This is a genomic window from Rapidithrix thailandica, assembly GCF_039710355.1.
Classification (GTDB): Bacteria; Bacteroidota; Bacteroidia; order Cytophagales; family Flammeovirgaceae; genus Rapidithrix; species Rapidithrix thailandica.
Window position 1 is genome coordinate 106,770 of the sequence record NZ_JBDKWZ010000012.1, and the last position, 18,241, is coordinate 125,010.

Genomic DNA, 18,241 nt, shown 5'->3' on the forward strand with positions numbered 1-18,241 from the left:
GTTGGTGTTGGCGTATAAAGAAAGGGAAAAAAAGGAAGATTTGAAAACAAATGGGCTTTTCTGACAATGTATAAAAGAAATTACCCGCTTGACTTTCAGAGAAAACCAAGCGGGTAACACTTTGACTATTAACAGTTAATATTAAATTTACAGGGCAGGTTGGGATAGAATTTTCACTACTTGTAATTGGTCACTATTCATTGCTGCCAACAAAGCTTTTTCTCCGTTGTTTCCAAGTTGAATGGTCTTCATTTCCTTCACATCACCGATCAGGTACAAGCCACTCTCACTCGGTGCGACAACTTCGAACTCGCCATTTCCTTTACCTTTTAGGTACAGGCCAATCCCAGCATCATTTCTCGGAGTTTCTACTTCCGAGCCATACAAATTCCCGGCAAGGATCAAGTCCGGATTTCCATCCATGTCCACATCCTCTACCACAATACCATTGGTAGAAGAAATTTGTGCTCTTGAGGGCAATGGATTGGCTGTAAATTGTCCCTTTCCATCGTTCAAAAAGACAGTCGTAGCAAAGGTATTAGCCGTATAATGCAATGAGGTCTCTAATTTTTCTTTGCCATAAACATCTACTAAAGTAGCCGCACCGAATTCGTTATAAGTAGGGAATTTCTTTTTGATAAAAGGCATTTGATTGGACGAACATTGTCGGCCTCTTAGAGGAAACAAACGTCCTTCATTGTAATAACCTAATACGATGTCGTTGGACCCGTTTTGATCGAAATCCTGCATATATACCTGAAACGGCTCTTCAAAGCTTGTGTGGTATTTATAATTGATCCCCAAGTTACCGGCAATTAAATCCTGATCCCCATCATTATCCACATCGGCTGCGGTGATGCCAAACCACCATCCCGTCTGGTCGGCTAACCCTGCCGCCTCAGTGATGTTTTGCCAGGCTCCGGGTTGCACGGAAAATACCGTTACAGGCATCCACTCTCCGGACAATACTAACTCTTTTTGCTGATCGCCATTGACATCCACCCAAACGACATCCGTCACCATACCCAGTTTATTCATTTCCGGGCAAACCGCCTCGGTGACATCTTTAAACAGTACTTTTCCCTGTGTAGACTCATTTTGCAAAATATAGCTTTTTGCCGGATAAGGATATTGAGCAGGGAGCTGTCTCCCCCCTACAAACAAATCCAAATCCCCGTCACCGTCAAAGTCAAAGGGCAATGCCTTTGATCCACTGGCAGAAATCGAAGGCAAACTATTCACGGCTTTTGTAAACTGTCCTTTTCCGTTGTTTAAGTATAACCGGTCTTGGTATTCCTTGGCTTCCGCTTCAAATTCATTCCCTCCGCTCACCACGTATAAATCCATGTCTCCGTCTTGATCGGCATCAAAAAAAGTGGCTCCCAGGTCTTCTGATTTTTTATCTGCAAGCAAAAACCGATGATTTCCTTTCCGGAAAGTACCTTCCTCTGTTTGTAAAAACAAACTGCCTGCATAACCGGAAGCAGCCCCCACAAAAAAGTCTTCCAAACCATCGCCATTAACATCCGCCACTGCCAATCCCGGTCCGAAAGTAGACATCCTGTGAGGTAGTAAACTTTCTTTTTCAAAATCATCATACTTATTTTCACGATGAATATAGTGAACGCCTGCTTTGGCAGTAAGATCTTCAAAGGCATACTTCGGTGAAACTACTTGCTCCTCACTTTGTTTTGCATTCTCATAAGAGAGGCTTAATAATTGATTCGGTTTGACTTGCTTTAACCGTTGCACTTTACCGTCCGGCCATGTAACCGTTACCTGATCAAGCATTTCCGTTTCGCCCAAACCAAAATGTAAAACCTCTTCTACCGAAGATTGAAAGCCCCGGGTCAGGTGTAGCTCTTGGATCTGCTTTGAGTTCTGACCTTGAATGGCAACACGGGCTCCTAAGCCCAATTTATTATATTCAGAACCTTCAAGTTTTACTTTCAGGTAGTTGCCTTGCCCCAGTTCCCGGCTATTATTTTTATAAATAAAAGCGATATCGTCCGAGTTATTCAAAATCAAATCCAAATCCCCGTCATTGTCAAAATCGGCATAAGCCGCTCCGTTCGAATTTGTTAAAATGTCTTTGACCCAATCGGTGTTTTTCTTTTCAAAAGTCAAATCCCCTTTATTTCTATAAAAGTAGTTCGGCTTCTTCCGGGTAGGCATTTTGGACATGATATCACGGATATAGGCTTTCTGATCAAAGTCCTTTCCTTGCTTTTTCAATTCCATGATTTCTTTTTGGCGTTTTTTGCGATAGTTCACAAAATCATTGTTCCGGAAATCCCGCTTTATGCCATTGGAAATAAACATATCCTTCAACCCGTCATTATCCATATCGAACATCAACGGGGCCCAACTCCAATCCGTACTGGACATTCCTGCCATTTGCGCCACATCTGAAAATACCGGTACATCCGAACCTGGCTTCGTTCCATTGTTCAGTTGTAAGGCATTGTACATATATTGGTAATGTAGGCCAAGGTCCACATGCTTATAAAAACGGGCCGGGTTCATCCCACTCATACTGGTTTTGATCCCAAAGTTATCTTCCGACATCATATCCAGGCTAACCACATCCAGCCAGCCATCATTGTTATAATCCGCTACATCACTCCCCATGGAAAAATTAGAAGTATGGCGGGTAGCTTCATTTGAACACTCTTTAAATGTGCCGTTTTGTTGGTTGATATACAAATGGTCTTTGCCGGAGTAATCATTACACACATAGATGTCCTGCCAACCGTCATTATTCATGTCTCCTACCGATACTCCCAGTCCGAATCCCAACATTACATTGACAATACCCGCTTCTTTGGTAACGTCCACAAATTTCCCGTTATCATTTCTGTACAAACGATCCCCTCGCAAGTCCGAACTCATTCCTGCATAAAGAGCCAGTTTGGCATCTTCATAAGTATCCAATCCATGATTGATCAGAAACATGTCCAGATCGCCATCCCGGTCATAGTCAAAAAAGGAGGCTTGCGTAGATAAAGCGCTAATCGCCAAACCGTATTCTTCGGCCTTTTCTTCAAACACCGGTACGCCCTGTTCATTTGCTCCCAGGTTGATATACAACTCATTCAATCTTTTTTCCGGTTCGGAAAAGCGACCGGATTTACTAATATAGATATCCAACCAGCCATCGTTGTTGATATCGACCATCGTTACTCCGGTAGGAAATCCGTATTTTCCTTTGGTACCTGAGGTTTGGGTGATATTTTCAAATTTGAACTCCCCCTTATTCAAATACAACTCATTGCTTTGCAGGTTAGAGGTAAAATACACATCCGGTAGGCCATCGTTGTTCACATCTCCCACAGCGACCCCGCCCCCATTGTAGAAATACTCATAAAAAAGCCCGTTCATCAATAAGCTTTCTTTTAAGTCATTTCTAAAAGTAATACCTGTTTCTTTCGAATTTAAGACTTCAAACTGAGGCAGTTCCGGATCTACTGATTGAGATTGCTGTTTTTGTTGAGGAGAGGAGCAACTTCCCCACATCAATAAAGTTCCAAATAATAAATTGTAAGAATACTTCATTTTCTATTCACTAAAAGTAAAAATTCTATTCCATGTACTGTTAATTAATTCAAACCATTCGATGCCCCTTACTTCCAATGCATCTCCATACAGAAAAGGGCCACCTTCTAATATAAAGGTAGCCCTTGAAAGAAACAAACTTTCCTACCAGCCAGGGTTTTGTTCCATATTGCTGTTTTTCTCTATTTCAGATTGAGGAATCGGGAATAAATAGTGCTTGGACGGGTCAAAATTGCGGGATTCCACCTCAATGCGTCCATAAGGTTTTCCATTAGCATCTTGCCCGGAAAGCTCTCCATTTGGCCCGATTCTGACTCCATGAATCTTCCCGTTCAATACATTTTCTGCGATTTTCCATCGTCTCACATCCCAAAAACGATGCTCCTCAAATGCCAGTTCAATACGCCTTTCATGCCTAATTTTTTCACGCATTTCTTCTTTGGATAACCCTCCGGGTAAAGGAGGCATATTTACCCTGGCTCGTACCAGGTTCACTGCTTCATAAACATCAGATACGGCTCCTTCCGATTCATTTTTGGCTTCGGCATAGTTCAGAAGAATTTCTGCATACCGCATAATGATCCAGTTGTTTCCGGCAGCAACAGATTCCGCATCTCCGGCCCTTTCTTCTTCCATAAATTTCCGCATATAATACCCTGTTTTAGTCGCATCACCATGCGAACCAATTCCACTTGTCCCCCCTACTCTGGACTGTACGGGTGCTCCGCCAAACATCACTCCATCATAAAAAACACTTGCATAAAACCTTGGATCACGATTTTCATAAGGTTTTGCAGGATCGTACAGCGGAGAATCCTGATACAAGTTACCATCCGTCATCTCATACATATCTACTAATTCTTGAGTCGGGTTCGTTCCTCCCCAACCTCTTCCCCCCGGATGGTTTTTAGGTAGATTAAATAGCTGACCCCAATGTCCGTAATCAGGTTCTTGAAATTGCTTATCAAAAACTACTTCAGCATTATTGTCATTTTCAGCGTGAAAAATTCCTTCATAATCTTCAAATAAACTATACACCCCCAAATCGATCACCGCTTTGGAAGCCGCTGCGGACTCATCCCATTTTTCGGCATACAATAATGCTCTACCTTTAATTCCTAAAGCAGCCCCTTTGGTAGCTCTTCCAAGATCAGCGGTGCCATAGGCCTCGGGCAATAGTTCAGCCGCTTCGTCCAATTCACTTATAATAAATGTCAAACACTCTTCATAGGTATTCCGGGAAATGGACAAGTCATCATCTAAGGTCAAAGACTTGGTAATCAAAGGAACTCCTCCATAGAACTTAGTTAACTCAAAATAGTAAAACGCACGTAAGAATTTCACCTCACCGGTGAGTCGTTTTTTCCATTCTTCGTTTCCTTCTACTTCATCAATGCGCTCTAAGAATATATTGGTTTTACGAATCGCGGCATATGCATTACTCCATGTTCCACTCAAGGGGTAGTTAGATGGGTAATAATCGCCCCGGTTAAACGCCTGACTGGCAGGCCAGGCATAGCTATTTTCGGCATCATCCGTGCCGGAGGCTAGCATATACCAACCTCTATCGAAGCCACTGGGCAGGTTGTTATAAATATCATTTACAAAGGTTTCGATCAAACTCAAATCATTCCATACAGCCGCATCGGAGAGTTTGTCCAGGGGCTTCTTTTCCAAAAAATCCCCGCTACAAGACCATGCCCCCAATGTAATTGCCAGACTATAGAATATATATCTTAGTTGTTTCATCATCTTCATCGTTTTGCTTAATTAGAAAGTAACATTTACACCGAAGTTGATAATCTTTTGTTGAGGGTAAAACCAACCCCTTCCACTAGGTGCTTCAGGGTCAAAAGTGTCGACTTCACTAAAGGTGAATAAGTTGATACCATTTGCAAATAGACGCAAATTGCTCGCTCCGATTTTTGAAGTAATGGATTCCGGAAAGTTGTAGCCCAACTCTATATTCTTAATTCTCAAATACGATCCGCTTTTCAGCCAAAAGGATGAGGTTCTTTGATTGTTACTATCTTCCTCTAAAATGCGCGGATAAGAAGCATTCGGGTTATCCGGGGTCCAACGATCCAAATGTTGTTCCAATACCTTTCCACCGTTAAAGAAAGCCCACGCGGCTTCATGACTTAAATACAAATCGGCATTCCCGGCACCTTGTAATAGCACACTTATGTCAAAGCCTTTGTAACTAGCACCTAACGACATGCCGTAAACAATTTCCGGCACCGTACTACGCCCGATTTTCACATTATCCAAGTCGTCAATCACCCCATCATCATTAATATCTTCGTACTTAATATCTCCGGGGGCTACATTTCCTTGATCCGCATGGTCTTTAATTTCCTCTTCGGACTGAAATAAACCCAAGGCTTTCAAACCAAAATGTTGATACAAAGGCAAACCGATTACACTTTGATAAGCGGGTTTGTTTTCCCCTTCATCCAACTCGATAATTTCACTCCGGTTAAAGGTAAAGTTGACTTTGGCCCAGTAGTTAAAGTCGTTCAACGTATTTTGATGTTCTAAAATCACTTCAATTCCGCTGTTATCCACAATTGCATGGTTTTCCACAGGTACCTCAGCACCCAGCAAATCCGGAATTGCCCGGTTTCGAGGCATTAATATATCTTTGGTTCTTTTGTAAAAGTAGTCCAGTTCCAACCCCACTTTTCCTTGGAAAAACTTCGCTTCAACACCGATATTCGACATCGTTGCTTTTTCCCAAGTAATATTTGGATTCGCAATCACCCCTTCCCGAATACTTTTTACAATGGTGGCATCTGCCCCTCCAAATACATACTTGTTAAAGCCATAGCCAGAAAAGTATTCAAATGCCGGAATCCGGTCATTTCCTAATTGCCCCCAGGAAGCTCGAAGTTTCAATTGGTCCAGCCAAGCAATATTTTTCATAAACAGCTCCTCGGAAACCCGCCAGCCTAAAGAGAAGGAGGGGAAGAAACCGATTCTGCCGCTTTTGGGGAAATTAAAAGAACCATCCCTTCGAAAGCTAGCTTCCAGTAAATACCGGTCTTTATAACTATAATTTAACCGACCAAAAATGGATTGTAAGGACCCTTCCACTGACTCTCCATTAGTACTTTGGTTTTCATCATCCCCCACAAATAGTTCAGGCAATGCACTGGAAATATAATCCCTGCGCAAAGCGCTGAAAAAGGTTCCAAAAAATTCAGATTGTTCGGCACCTATCAAACCTTTTACATAGTGATCCCCAAAAGTATTTTCATACTGCAAGCGAGCATTCAACAAAATCACAGGACCGGGCCAGTTTGTTCCATTCGGAGGAGGGCCTTGTATAAACGTATTTTTAAGAGTTGGTTTGGTAGTGGGGCTGACCCTCTCGATATATTCACCATCGATCAGTTCATAAAATGTATTTGATGGTGTACTCCAAAGTTTTTCATATCCCCACCTTTTATTAAATGCTGCACTTCCGGATACTTTCAATCCTTCTATAAAAGGAATATTATACTCTCCGGATAAAGTCCCTTCGAAGATATAATTCTCTTTTTGAGAAAACCCGCTTTGCTCTATCGAAAACAATGGGTTTTCACCATTCCGTCCCGGAGCAATCAATCCATTAGAATAATAAGCCGGAAATGTGGGAGGGGTTCTTAATAATTGGCTAAAAATAGTCCCCGTGGATGCTCCCGGTGCATTTCTACGTTCAAACCTACCATTTAAATCTAACTTGATGGTAAAGTCATCGTTAAGGGTTGCATCAATATTGGAGCGGACATTGTATCTTTTAAAATTGGTTTTATCAAAGAGTCCATCCTGATCCAAATATCCCATAGAGACAAAGAATCTCGCTTTTTCTCCCCCTCCATTAACCGTAATATTATGTTTGGTTTGTATTGCTTTACGCTTCATACCTATATCCAACCAATCGGTATTGGGTAAACGATCGGGATCAGAACCGTCCTTTATCTTTTGTAATTCTTCATCGGTATAGGCAGGATTTTTATCGGCATTGGTTCTGGCTTCGTTTAACAAGGTAGCATAATCATAAGCCCCTAAAAACTCAGGCAAACGAGTAGGCATTTGAAAACCCACCTGACCATTGTATGAAACCGTTGTTTTACCGGCCTTACCACGTTTTGTAGTAACCAAAATTACTCCGTTGGCAGCCCGTACGCCATAAATAGCGGCCGCCGATGCGTCTTTTAAAATTGAAATGCTTTCAACTTCATTTGGGTCTATTTGAGAAAAGGGACGTTGTACCCCATCTACCAACACTAAAGGTTGATTCGCACCAAAAGTTGATTGTCCTCGAATTAAAAGATCTGCTCCGTCTTCGCCTGGCTCACCGCTTCTTTGGGTAGCAATCAACCCGGGTAAGCGGCCGGCCAAGGAGTTACTCAAATTGGCGGTGGGGCTTTGTTTTAAGGTTTTATTGTCAATTGTAGCGACTGCTCCGGTCACATTTGCCCGCTTTTGTTCTCCATAGCCCACCACAACTACTTCTTCCAATTGAGACACGTCCTGTAACATCGTTATCTTAAACTCTGTTCGCTCTCCAACTTCAATCTCTTGGGTTTGGTAACCGATATAACTCAATACCAAAACGGCATTTTGTGGCAAGTTAAGTTTGAACTCGCCATCGATATTGGTCGTCGTCCCGGTTGTTGTTCCCTTTACGACAATACTGACGCCCGGCAAAGGCTCCCCGTCTTCGCCTTTCACCAGCCCTTTGATCACTTGATCCTGCCAAATGACTTCCTCTACCGACTCCCCGTTCAGGCGTTTATTGACAAATATATTGTTATTCACCCGCTTGAAATTTACATGGGCGTTGCGGGATATATCGCGTAAAATCTGCGCTAACGACTCATTCTGAGCCACTAGCGTGATCTTATGCTCTTTGTTAAGTATACTACGGTAATAAGAGAAGTTAAAATCGGTCTTCCGCTCTATTTCCCGCAGTGCTCTGGCTAAATCAACATCTTTAAAGTTGACTGTAAGATACACTTTTTCTATGCTCACTTTCTGGCTGGAAGCATCGTGTGCTACCAGCAGGCCACAAAGCCAGCATTGTATCAAAATTCCCAGAAAAGATAATTTTGACATTTTCACAAGTTTCCTAAGTAAATACTGTGTCATAAGGTGTAGTTAGTTTTAATGACTGAAAAATGGTGATTATTGAATCACTAGAATAGACTAGCAGTATAGGAGGATTGAGGGTGGTTTTCCCACCGGCCATATAGAAAGTAAGATCTTAACTTGAATTCATTTTCATACCTAAAAGAGTTTATTTTACTGTTTACGAACACACTGCAAGAAAAAAGAACAAACCTCTTTTTCTTGTCAGGGTTAAGTACTTCTTCTTCGATATTGGCAATGAAGAAGGCTTTTGTAAATGACTTAGTGGTTAACTAAACGAATGTTTAAAACCCACTTTCAGATTGCCAACCCTTCAAATTTTGTGGATTCTAATTCGGTTAGCAATTCTATCGCGTCCTTCACTTAGTCAATGGAGCTAAAGTAGAAATAAACATATCCGCCCATTCACAAAGCTTAGGTTTAGTTGTGTACTAAATAGAGAAAGTGATGTTAAAAGTTGAATAGTAAGGTTTTTATCATAGGCAATTTTATCGTATTTCGATTAAAATATAAGCTTCATCGCTTTATCTTTTTATGCAATATGTACTTTGTTATATCTATTGATTTGATTTCCGGATAGTCACTGTTTTCCCATCGATTTGAAAATCGAACTTGGACGCAAAACCAAAGCCCTCCAATATGGTTTTCAAGCTTTTCCCTTTAAACTCCCCGTTGAACTGATACTGTCCGGGATGATAACCTTGCACTTGAAACGAAACACCGTACCATCGACTCAAGCGTTCTAAAACTTCGTTGAAAGAGGCATTCTTAAATTTCAACACACCATCTTTCCAGCCCACTACTTCCGTATAATCAAAACCGGATTCTTTAAACTTCCCCGTATTGGCTTCATATATCAACATCGTTGAAGGCATTAGCTCCATACTTCCTGTAGACGCCCGTTCTTTTACGACAACTTTCCCTTCTACCAAGGCCACCCGCACTTCATTTTGCCCCGGATAGGCGTTGACATTAAACTCCGTACCCAACACTTTGGTCTCCACCCCGGCACTTTCCACGATAAAGGGTTTAAGGGAATCTTTGGCCACTTCAAAATAAGCCTCCCCTTCCAAAATCACCCTTCTGTTTTCTTTTACAAACTTTTTCGGAAAGCGAATTCTACTTCCGGCATTCAGCCAGATTTTGGTACCATCCGTGAGCCGGACTTCCGAACGTTGCCCTAAGGGATTTTCCTTTTCGATCCACACCAACTCTTCTTCCACTACAGTCGTTTGCCTTTGAATTTGATAATAAAAAGAAAAGCCAACGCCTAATAACAGCAGTATAGCTGCAGCTACTCTCCACCAATTACTTGTAGTAAGCCACTGGCCTTGTGGTTGTGTAGCAGTATCAATTTGATTCCAAACCTTCTTTTTCGATTCTTCTCTAGGAGAAGATACCTCTTCAAACTTCAATACCTCTAACAGTTGCACAGCTTCCTTCAATTCTTCTTGGTATTCGGGATGTTCTTCTTGCCACCGTTTCCAATACTGCTCTAATTCCGCATCCTGAGCTGTGCCTCGCAACTTCACCCATCGTTGAAAATCTTCGTTCAGAAGCAAATCCGTCACTGTATTTTCGTTTTTTTTCATTTTTCTTGGTTCGTCAATCGCAAGGTTCTTTATTAATATAGAGGCAAGACAGGTTCGATTTCCATCATTATTTTTTACTTTTTTTATAAAAAATCCCAAAATAAAAATCAACTATTTCATTATCAATTATTTACAACTCATTTTTTTCATAAAGAATAGGCAGGTTTCTTTCTGACCGAAAAAAGTAAGCCCTCCATATCTTTAGTGCATGTTACAATAAAAGCTTTTTCAGAAGATTTCTTTATGGGTAAAAACTCAGTACCAATAAGAAAGAAAGGCAAAATACAGAGAGCAAATTAAGGAGAATTGCTGGCGAAGTGCTTCCATGGCACGGGCAAACAAGTTATAGGTAGACTTCATCTCCAAAGCCATCACATCAGCTATCTCCTGATAACTTAGCCCTGCATAAAATTTAAGATAAATAATTTCTTTTTGTCTTTTACTCAATGATTGCAATGCCTGTTCCAAGCGTTGACTTCGTTCAGATTCGGTTTGCTCGTTGATCAACGTCTCTTCGATGGACAAACTAATGGAAAAGTTCAGGTTATCATTAAGCTCCATAAAATTCAGAGGATTGCCTTTTTGTTGGGTCAGGTTCCTGATCAGTTTTCTGCGCAGTGCTTTAAACAAATAAAACCGGATGGAAGAAACCTCTCCTAACCGCTTCCGGCTTTTCCACAGTTCTACAAAAAGCTCCTGAATGCCATCTTCGATAAAGTTGATGTCCGGAGTAATTTTATGCCCATACTCAAATAAACTATCAAAGTAGTTGTCATAAATATATGCGTAAGCAGACCTATTCCCCTTCTGGAACTCTTTCCAAAGCTGTTTATCAGTAATATGATCAAATACCTCGGCCTTCATTTACAGATCAAAGACTGCGTTCAATTTTGTTTATTTGGTTTCAGCAAAATACTACTTTTCGAATACAATGACATCCTTCAAAAAGTACAAGAGCATGGAAGTAGTGCTACCACAGATTGGAAAAATAGACAAATTATTTCAAATTTATGTTCAATTTTCCGGATTCACAATCCACCTGTTACAGAAGTTAAATAACAACATGTAATGTTAAGTAAACTGCAAATTATCACAGCTCAACGGATTTCCAAATTTTCTATGTAATTTTCCACTGTAATTCCGGGCCCTTCGGGCAAGATACAGAGGTGCCCATTCACTCATGGTAACATGACTAATTTATTCCTTAAATAAAAACCCTAACTTATGTGCATTCGAACTATTTTCTTTTCTTGTGTTTTATCTCTTACTATCTGTGTAGGTACACAAGCTCAAAAAAGAGTAAAAATAATGACTTATAACATCTACCATGGCGAAACGATGAAAGGCGACTTTGACTTGGATTATCTTGCCGAAACCATCGAACAACATCAACCTGACTTGGTGGCCATGCAAGAAGTGGATTTTAAAACCCAAAGGGCCAAAGGTATGGACCTGGTAACAGAATTAGGCTACCGGTTAAAAATGCAAGGTGTATTTGGAAAAGCAATGAGTTTTGACGGAGGAGAATACGGAGAAGGAGTGTTATCTAAATTTTCTTTTGCCAAAACCCAGAACTTTGCTTTAAGCTGTTCTGAAGGAAAGGAGCCCCGGGCAGCCCTCGCCGTATGGATACAATTGCCTGCCGGTGACACGATTTGCTTTGTAGGCACTCACCTTGACCACACAAAAGACCCCGCGGACCGGATTACGCAAGCCAAAGAGCTAAACCAACTGTTTGCCAACCCTCAATACCCTACGGTGTTAGCCGGAGATTTAAATGCTTCCCCAGACAGCAAACCCATTAAAACCTTAAAAAAACAATGGAAACTGACAAGTGGTAAAAATCCGGAACCCACGTATTCAGTCGAAAACCCCCGGGTCAAAATTGATTATATCATGACGCACAAAAACCACAAATGGAAAGTAATCGAAACGCAGGTTATTAAAGACAAAATTGCCTCTGACCACTGTGGCTATGTAGTAACCTTAGAATTAGAGGATTGAGGGATGAATGGGTTGAAGGATAGAAGAGTTGAGGGATTGGGGGGAATATAAAGATATTTAACAAAAACGTCTCCTCTCTCTTTTGGGAGTAGGGAATGAGTGAGTGGTGAGTGAGTGAGATGGGGAATGAGTGAGAGGGATTTTTGAGCCCTGTCGTTATTAGTGATGATGGATTCCTTTTAACTGTAAAAAAATTTCCTACCTTTGTTGCTTCAAATGCCGTTATTGGTTTCCGCGAAAGCGGGATTAAAAAGGAACCATGTGAAAATCATGGGCTGACGCGCAACTGTAAATCCGGTTCCGGAACACTTCCGGAGTCAACACCTCTGGTCAATGAGCCACTGTCTTTCTCTCAAAGATGGGAAGGCGGCCAGATGACGGATAAGCCAGGAGACTTGCCAATTACGATATGACAATGCTTTCGCGATTTGAAGTTTTTTGTCAGGCAGTATAACCTTATTCTCTTTCCTTCACAAAGTGGCTTGTGCAAGTGCATTTTGTGCCTTCTCCATACGGAAAGCAGTTGGGGTATATCCTACCTACGCACTCAATCAAGAAAGCATACTTCTAATTATTTTTTATTTCATTTTTAAACATTCATGAAGTATGCTAAAGAACAATTTAGGTTACCCGCGTATTGGCGCTAAGCGCGAACTCAAAAAAGCTTGTGAACACTTCTGGGCAGGAAAAATCTCTGAAAAAGATTTGCTCCTTACCGCCAAAAACCTTCGAAAACTCAATTGGCTTACTCAACAGGAAGCAGGCATTGACTTAATCCCTTCCAACGACTTTTCATTCTATGACCAAGTCTTGGATATGTCATTGATGTTGGGCGCTACTCCCGAGCGTTTTGCTTCACTGGCTAACGATCCGCTTACCTTGTACTTTGCCATGGCACGTGGCTATCAACAAGACGGACTAGACCTCAAAGCTTTGGAAATGACCAAATGGTTTGATACCAACTATCACTATTTGGTGCCGGAGTTTACCGCCAACCAATCTTTTGAATTGTTTTCTACGAAAGCAGTGGATGAATTTTTAGAGAGTAAAGCTTTAGGCATTCATACCAAACCTGTATTGATTGGCCCTGTGTCGTATTTACTGTTGGGCAAAGAGAAGGAAGAGGGTTTTCACCGCTTGGATTTGCTGGACCGTCTTTTACCGGTTTACAAAGAATTACTGACCCGTTTGAGTGAGCAAGGAGCCACTTGGGTACAATTGGATGAGCCTTACCTGACGGCTCATTTGGACCCCAGCACCAAATTCGCCTATCAGAAGGCATATAAAACTCTCCGGGATGCGTTTCCGGAGTTAAAGATTTTACTGGCTAGCTACTTTGCCGAATTAGACGACCCGGAATTTACCGCACAACTTCCGGTATGCGCCATACACCTCGACTTAGTCAGAGCTCCACAACAGTTGGAGGCCGTCCTTCATCACCTTCCAAAAGAAACTTCCCTTTCTTTAGGAGTGATCGATGGAAGAAATATATGGAAGCCCGATTATCAAAAAGTACAAGCGATTGTCAATAAAGTGTTGAAGAAAATTGATGAACAACGCATCCTATTGGCACCCTCTTGCTCGCTGTTGCATGTCCCTTATGATCTGGATGCCGAAGAAGCCTTGTCTCCTAAGCTCAAACAATGGCTCTCTTTTGCCAAGCAAAAACTTCATGAGCTGAACGACTTACACCGTATTCTCACTCAAAACGATACTACTTCGCTACAGCAAAATCAAAAATGTATTGAGGACCGGGCCAGGTCCGTACTGATTCACCGTAGCAAAGTAAAAGAACGGGTTAGTAAATTGACAGAGAAAGACAGCCAACGGGAGAGTGCTTTTGACCGAAGACAAGCTCTTCAAAAAGAAGCCTTGCAATTGCCTTTGTTTTCCACAACTACTATTGGTTCATTCCCCCAAACGCCTGAAATCCGGAAACTAAGAGCTCAGTTTAAAAAACAACAGCTTTCGGAAAGTCAATACGAAGAGAAACTTCAGCAACTCACCCAAGAGTTGATCTCCTGGCAAGAAGAGGCCGGACTGGATGTATTGGTGCATGGCGAATACGAGCGAAACGATATGGTCGAATACTTTGGCGAACAGTTGGAGGGCTTTGCTTTTACTCAATACGGCTGGGTGCAAAGCTATGGGTCCCGTTGTGTAAAACCACCTGTGTTGTTTGGAGATGTGGAAAGAACCGCTCCTATGACAGTGAAATGGAGCACGTTTGCCCAATCGCTCACCAACAAACCTGTAAAAGGAATGCTCACCGGACCTGTTACTATTTTACAATGGTCTTTTGTCCGGGATGATCAGCCCCGGGAAACCACAGCGACACAAATAGCATTGGCTATCCGCGATGAAGTGAGGGACTTGGAACAAGCCGGAATCCGTGTAATCCAAATAGATGAGCCTGCTTTTAGAGAGGGCTTGCCCTTGCGCAAAGAGCACTGGCGCCATTACCTCGATTGGGCCGTAAAAGTGTTCAAGGTGGCTTCCAGCGGAGTAGAAGACCAGACTCAAATCCATACCCATATGTGCTATTCCGAATTTAACGATGTGATGGAAGACATTGCAGCCATGGATGCCGATGTGATTACCATCGAAACATCCCGTTCGCAAATGGAATTACTGGATGCTTTTTCAGACTTTCACTACCCGAATGAGATAGGTCCCGGGGTTTACGATATCCACTCACCAAGGGTCCCTACGGTGGAGGAAATGGTAGAATTATTGGAAAAAGCCCAACAAAAACTTCCTGCGGAAAATTTATGGGTCAACCCGGATTGCGGTTTAAAAACCCGTAAATGGCCTGAAACGCAACAAGCGTTGACCAATATGGTATTAGCGGCTAAAATTATGAGAAAAGCCCCTCAGGAAAATCGTCAATCCTTGCAAAACCAAGAAGTCAATTAGTGCATAGTGCTTGACATCTGACTCTCTGCCTGGCCATTTGCTTTGGCTGGGTGGAGCGTTTTCCCATTCTTTTCTTTCCAATGCAGATTTACCTTTTCGGTATTATACCTTTATAGTGGCCTCACTATCTTCAAGACTTTTTAACAAACCACCGATTGCTATGGAGCCTTATCAAAAATCGTTAAAAGGAAAATTAAAACCCCTGATATGTTGGGATATTTATCACGCTCATTTTCAAAAACAACATCTGTTACAACAAGACTTAGAGCAAATCCTCAACTTAGTGCAACAACACCAATGGCAAACGGCTTTGAACTTCAGAAAACTGCTTCAAGAAGAATATACATTAGTGGTAACCAATCCTCAAAAAGAAATTACTTGGGTCAGCTCCGGCTTTATTGATATGACGGGCTATGCTCCTTCCTATGCCTTGAACAAAAAGCCGGGTTTTCTACAAGGTCCGGATACAGATTCAAAAATGGTAAAAATGATTTCTGCAAAACTCGCACAAAAGGAAAAGGTCAGTGGAAAATTGATCAATTACAGAAAGGGAGGCATCCCGTATCTCTGTGGCTTGGAGATCCATCCTCTTTTCACTTCCCGTCAGCAATTTTCGCATTTCATTGCGCTTGAAAAAGAAATAGTATAAGTAAGGAGGACCGAACAAAGAGGAAGAAAAGCCAAAAAGTGAATTTTTCTGTAATTTTACCATCTCATTAAATCTTACAGTATTATCTTATGAAAAAACTTTTCCTTGCTTGCTTTACACTGATTGCATTACTTTCATGTGCTCCTCAAAAAAACTTTGGTAAAAAAGTAAAGAAAAAATACCCCCTAACCTATCAAGGTATTGAAAAGTGGGCTTACCGCCAACACCCTCAGGATACCAAAGCCCGGACACAAAGTATTCATCAACAAAGTGAAGCTTTTTGGCATATTGCGGAGATCTTACAAAACCAACCGGAGGAGAAAACCGAAAAAATGTTGAAAGTTGCCATGTACCGTTGGAATTGGCTGGAGGGGGATCCTATTTATGAAAATGATCAACCGGTAGACTGGTTTATGGTATGGGAGGAGTATTTACAGAAAACAAGATAAAATCCGTATTTCCATAAAATTAAAAACCTTCCAGGTTTTGAAAACCTGGAAGGTTTACTATTCCAATCAGCTTGGGATACTCTTTCTTATTTCAAACTTCCTACATAAAATTGCAAGCGCAACTCTTGCCCAAAGTCATAGGGAAACTCCACCAGTATTTCCCCGTCTGTAGAAAGCAAGGCCACCCGCCCGTTTCGCCCGATCATTTCCGGGTTGCTGTTCCGGTACCACCAGTGGCGCACCATTCCGTCCTCCGCCTGGTCTGTCAGACGAAATTCGTAGCAACCTTCTTCTAACTCAATCACATCGTCATATACTTGTTCATCTTCCAAGATAGAACGTTCAAAGTATACTTCTCCCCTCTCATTACTGATCGTATAGCCATTCTCCCGGGCTCGTTCTTTGTTATTGGCTTCTATATGCAAGATAAAACGTTTCGGCAGTTTGACAGGAGCTTCCACTTCGCTACTCATGTTGTTATTTGCCGGGTATTCATCCTTTACCGCATTCGGTTGGCCAACAGACACTTCAAACTTCGTATTACCCTTTTCTTCTAATCCATCCCAACTGGGAACAGGCAAGACCACGGTAGCCTTTTCTAAAAACTCCAATCGTCCTGACCATTGATACGTTTCTTTTTTTCCTCCTTGCAACCCATAGGTAATTTGCAAAGACTGCAAAGTAGCACTACCCGTATTCTGAATGAGGATTACCGGGTTCTTACAAGAGGGATTCAAACGGCTATACGCATCTTGGTTGGTAGGACTGATGATTTCCATCACCCGGGCATCGTTTTTAAAATTAGGGGCTCCATAGGAAAACAGCTGGTGGGCCATTCTGAAATTCCCGCCTTTTTCTCCATTATCCGAATACGGTTCAATGCCATAATCCAAGGTGATGGTTTTACCAGGCCGTACATGCCGGGTCAATTCAAAATCGTAGGTATCCACAGGAGTTCCCGGGCACCAACCGGCCCGGTCAAAAGGCCAAGTGCCCCCTTGAGGATAAATAGGATTAAAACCGCAATCTTTCCAAACATTCCAGCGAAACAAAGCCTCCTCATTGAGGTAATACGTATGGGTTTTACTGTCCCATTCACAGCAGTTTCTAGGGCCAAAATGTCCGTGGCCGGAAATCCGGCTTCGAAGCATAAACATTTTTGCCTGAGCCTCCAAGTGTATTTCCGTTGCTTTCAGCTTTTTATCATCAGACAAGTCTTCGTAAACATAACTTCCGGAGGGATAGATGTTCTCTACTTTAAGTATGTTGCGGGGAGGAGTTCCTTTGATAAAATAGAATTTCATATCCAAGAGCTCCTGCGTATTTCCGGAAGACAAATCTACTTTCCCCTTCAACAAAGGAGCGTAATCCGACACATCGTATACATAGGTCCAGCCTTTCTCGCCCTTCAAATCCAGCCGTTTGCCATAAGGAGTTACAAAGGCTTCAATTTCAAAACTCTCAACCGTGGAATCTTCTTTCCGTACATAAATCACCGTATTGGTGGAATAGTCCCATTCCCCGCATGGGTAGCGGTCGCCCGTAGTCGCTTCGTCACATTTCAGCGTACGAACCATTAGAATTTTTTCATAGGTATCGTCTGAGCCGGGAAATTCGAATACGCCTCTCCTTTTTTCGATATCCTCAAAAGTAAAGGTTTGAACCACCAAGGTATCTTTGGCGACAGTCTGGGTAAATGCCGGGGCATTGGCAAAAACGAGTAACAATAAGTTAAGTAGTGTAAGACGGATCATAAAATTTGATATAGTGATTTGATAAGGCCCTGTTAAGGGAATATTTTCCAGTTTTCTCGAACATTTTTTCAACAAAAAATATCCTACTGTAAAAGTATAGAGGGTAAAAAGATTTCCCTAATTTGAAAACTTTATTTTTGAAACCGGGTAAGCGTCACCCACACAGAACTAATCATGGATTTTCTT

The 18,241-nt window shown here is 41.9% G+C and carries 10 protein-coding genes and 1 riboswitch; of the genes, 4 read left to right on the forward strand and 6 right to left on the reverse strand.

Features of this window, described 5'->3' with window-relative positions; all coding sequences use genetic code 11:
• Positions 1–147: 147 nt before the first annotated feature.
• The 5 genes from AAG747_RS19725 to AAG747_RS19745 form a co-directional block, all read right to left on the reverse strand.
• Positions 148–3,555, reverse strand: coding sequence for a VCBS repeat-containing protein (locus AAG747_RS19725; protein WP_346822939.1), 3,408 nt, complete (start codon positions 3,553–3,555; stop codon positions 148–150).
• Positions 3,556–3,699: 144 nt separating this feature from the next.
• Entirely contained in the window at positions 3,700–5,307 is a 1,608-nt protein-coding gene (locus tag AAG747_RS19730; RefSeq protein WP_346822940.1) for a RagB/SusD family nutrient uptake outer membrane protein, read from the reverse strand.
• 18 nt (positions 5,308–5,325) lie between these two features.
• A complete protein-coding gene (locus AAG747_RS19735) occupies positions 5,326–8,658 on the reverse strand; it encodes a SusC/RagA family TonB-linked outer membrane protein (protein ID WP_346822941.1) in 3,333 nt (1,110 codons plus the stop codon).
• A gap of 590 nt (positions 8,659–9,248) precedes the next feature.
• The gene (locus AAG747_RS19740; protein ID WP_346822942.1) at positions 9,249–10,283 is read right to left on the reverse strand and encodes a FecR domain-containing protein; all 1,035 of its coding nucleotides are present in this window, start codon (positions 10,281–10,283) and stop codon (positions 9,249–9,251) included.
• 255 nt (positions 10,284–10,538) lie between these two features.
• Entirely contained in the window at positions 10,539–11,147 is a 609-nt protein-coding gene (locus AAG747_RS19745; RefSeq protein ID WP_346822943.1) for an RNA polymerase sigma factor, read from the reverse strand.
• Between the two features lie 444 nt (positions 11,148–11,591).
• On the opposite strand from AAG747_RS19745, the gene AAG747_RS19750 reads away from it, so the two are divergent.
• The 4 genes from AAG747_RS19750 (at position 11,592) to AAG747_RS19765 (ending at position 16,301) form a co-directional block, all read left to right on the forward strand.
• A complete protein-coding gene (locus AAG747_RS19750; RefSeq protein WP_346822944.1) occupies positions 11,592–12,287 on the forward strand; it encodes an endonuclease/exonuclease/phosphatase family protein in 696 nt (231 codons plus the stop codon).
• Positions 12,288–12,496: 209 nt separating this feature from the next.
• Positions 12,497–12,704, forward strand: a riboswitch (cobalamin riboswitch).
• Between the two features lie 189 nt (positions 12,705–12,893).
• A complete protein-coding gene (gene metE, locus AAG747_RS19755; RefSeq protein ID WP_346822945.1) occupies positions 12,894–15,203 on the forward strand; it encodes a 5-methyltetrahydropteroyltriglutamate--homocysteine S-methyltransferase in 2,310 nt (769 codons plus the stop codon).
• Positions 15,204–15,363: 160 nt separating this feature from the next.
• Positions 15,364–15,852 (forward strand): PAS domain-containing protein, encoded by a 489-nt coding sequence (locus AAG747_RS19760; protein WP_346822946.1) that lies wholly within the window; start codon positions 15,364–15,366, stop codon positions 15,850–15,852.
• Positions 15,853–15,941: 89 nt separating this feature from the next.
• Positions 15,942–16,301 carry a hypothetical protein gene (locus tag AAG747_RS19765; protein WP_346822947.1) on the forward strand — a complete coding sequence of 120 codons (360 nt, stop codon included), beginning with the start codon at positions 15,942–15,944 and terminating at the stop codon, positions 16,299–16,301.
• Positions 16,302–16,387: 86 nt separating this feature from the next.
• On the opposite strand, the gene AAG747_RS19770 is transcribed toward AAG747_RS19765, so the two are convergent.
• Positions 16,388–18,055 carry a peptide-N-glycosidase F-related protein gene (locus AAG747_RS19770; protein WP_346822948.1) on the reverse strand — a complete coding sequence of 556 codons (1,668 nt, stop codon included), beginning with the start codon at positions 18,053–18,055 and terminating at the stop codon, positions 16,388–16,390.
• Positions 18,056–18,241: the final 186 nt, after the last annotated feature.

Excerpts from the sequence above, each read along its gene's own strand:
- AAG747_RS19725 (WP_346822939.1), bottom strand. The coding sequence starts at position 3,555 with ATGAAGTATTCTTACAATTTATTATTTGGAACTTTATTGATGTGGGGA.
- AAG747_RS19730 (WP_346822940.1), bottom strand. The coding sequence starts at position 5,307 with ATGATGAAACAACTAAGATATATATTCTATAGTCTGGCAATTACATTG.
- AAG747_RS19735 (WP_346822941.1), bottom strand. The coding sequence starts at position 8,658 with ATGTCAAAATTATCTTTTCTGGGAATTTTGATACAATGCTGGCTTTGT.
- AAG747_RS19740 (WP_346822942.1), bottom strand. The coding sequence starts at position 10,283 with ATGAAAAAAAACGAAAATACAGTGACGGATTTGCTTCTGAACGAAGAT.
- AAG747_RS19745 (WP_346822943.1), bottom strand. The coding sequence starts at position 11,147 with ATGAAGGCCGAGGTATTTGATCATATTACTGATAAACAGCTTTGGAAA.
- AAG747_RS19750 (WP_346822944.1), top strand. The coding sequence starts at position 11,592 with ATGACTTATAACATCTACCATGGCGAAACGATGAAAGGCGACTTTGAC.
- metE (WP_346822945.1), top strand. The coding sequence starts at position 12,894 with ATGCTAAAGAACAATTTAGGTTACCCGCGTATTGGCGCTAAGCGCGAA.
- AAG747_RS19760 (WP_346822946.1), top strand. The coding sequence starts at position 15,364 with ATGGAGCCTTATCAAAAATCGTTAAAAGGAAAATTAAAACCCCTGATA.
- AAG747_RS19765 (WP_346822947.1), top strand. The coding sequence starts at position 15,942 with ATGAAAAAACTTTTCCTTGCTTGCTTTACACTGATTGCATTACTTTCA.
- AAG747_RS19770 (WP_346822948.1), bottom strand. The coding sequence starts at position 18,055 with ATGATCCGTCTTACACTACTTAACTTATTGTTACTCGTTTTTGCCAAT.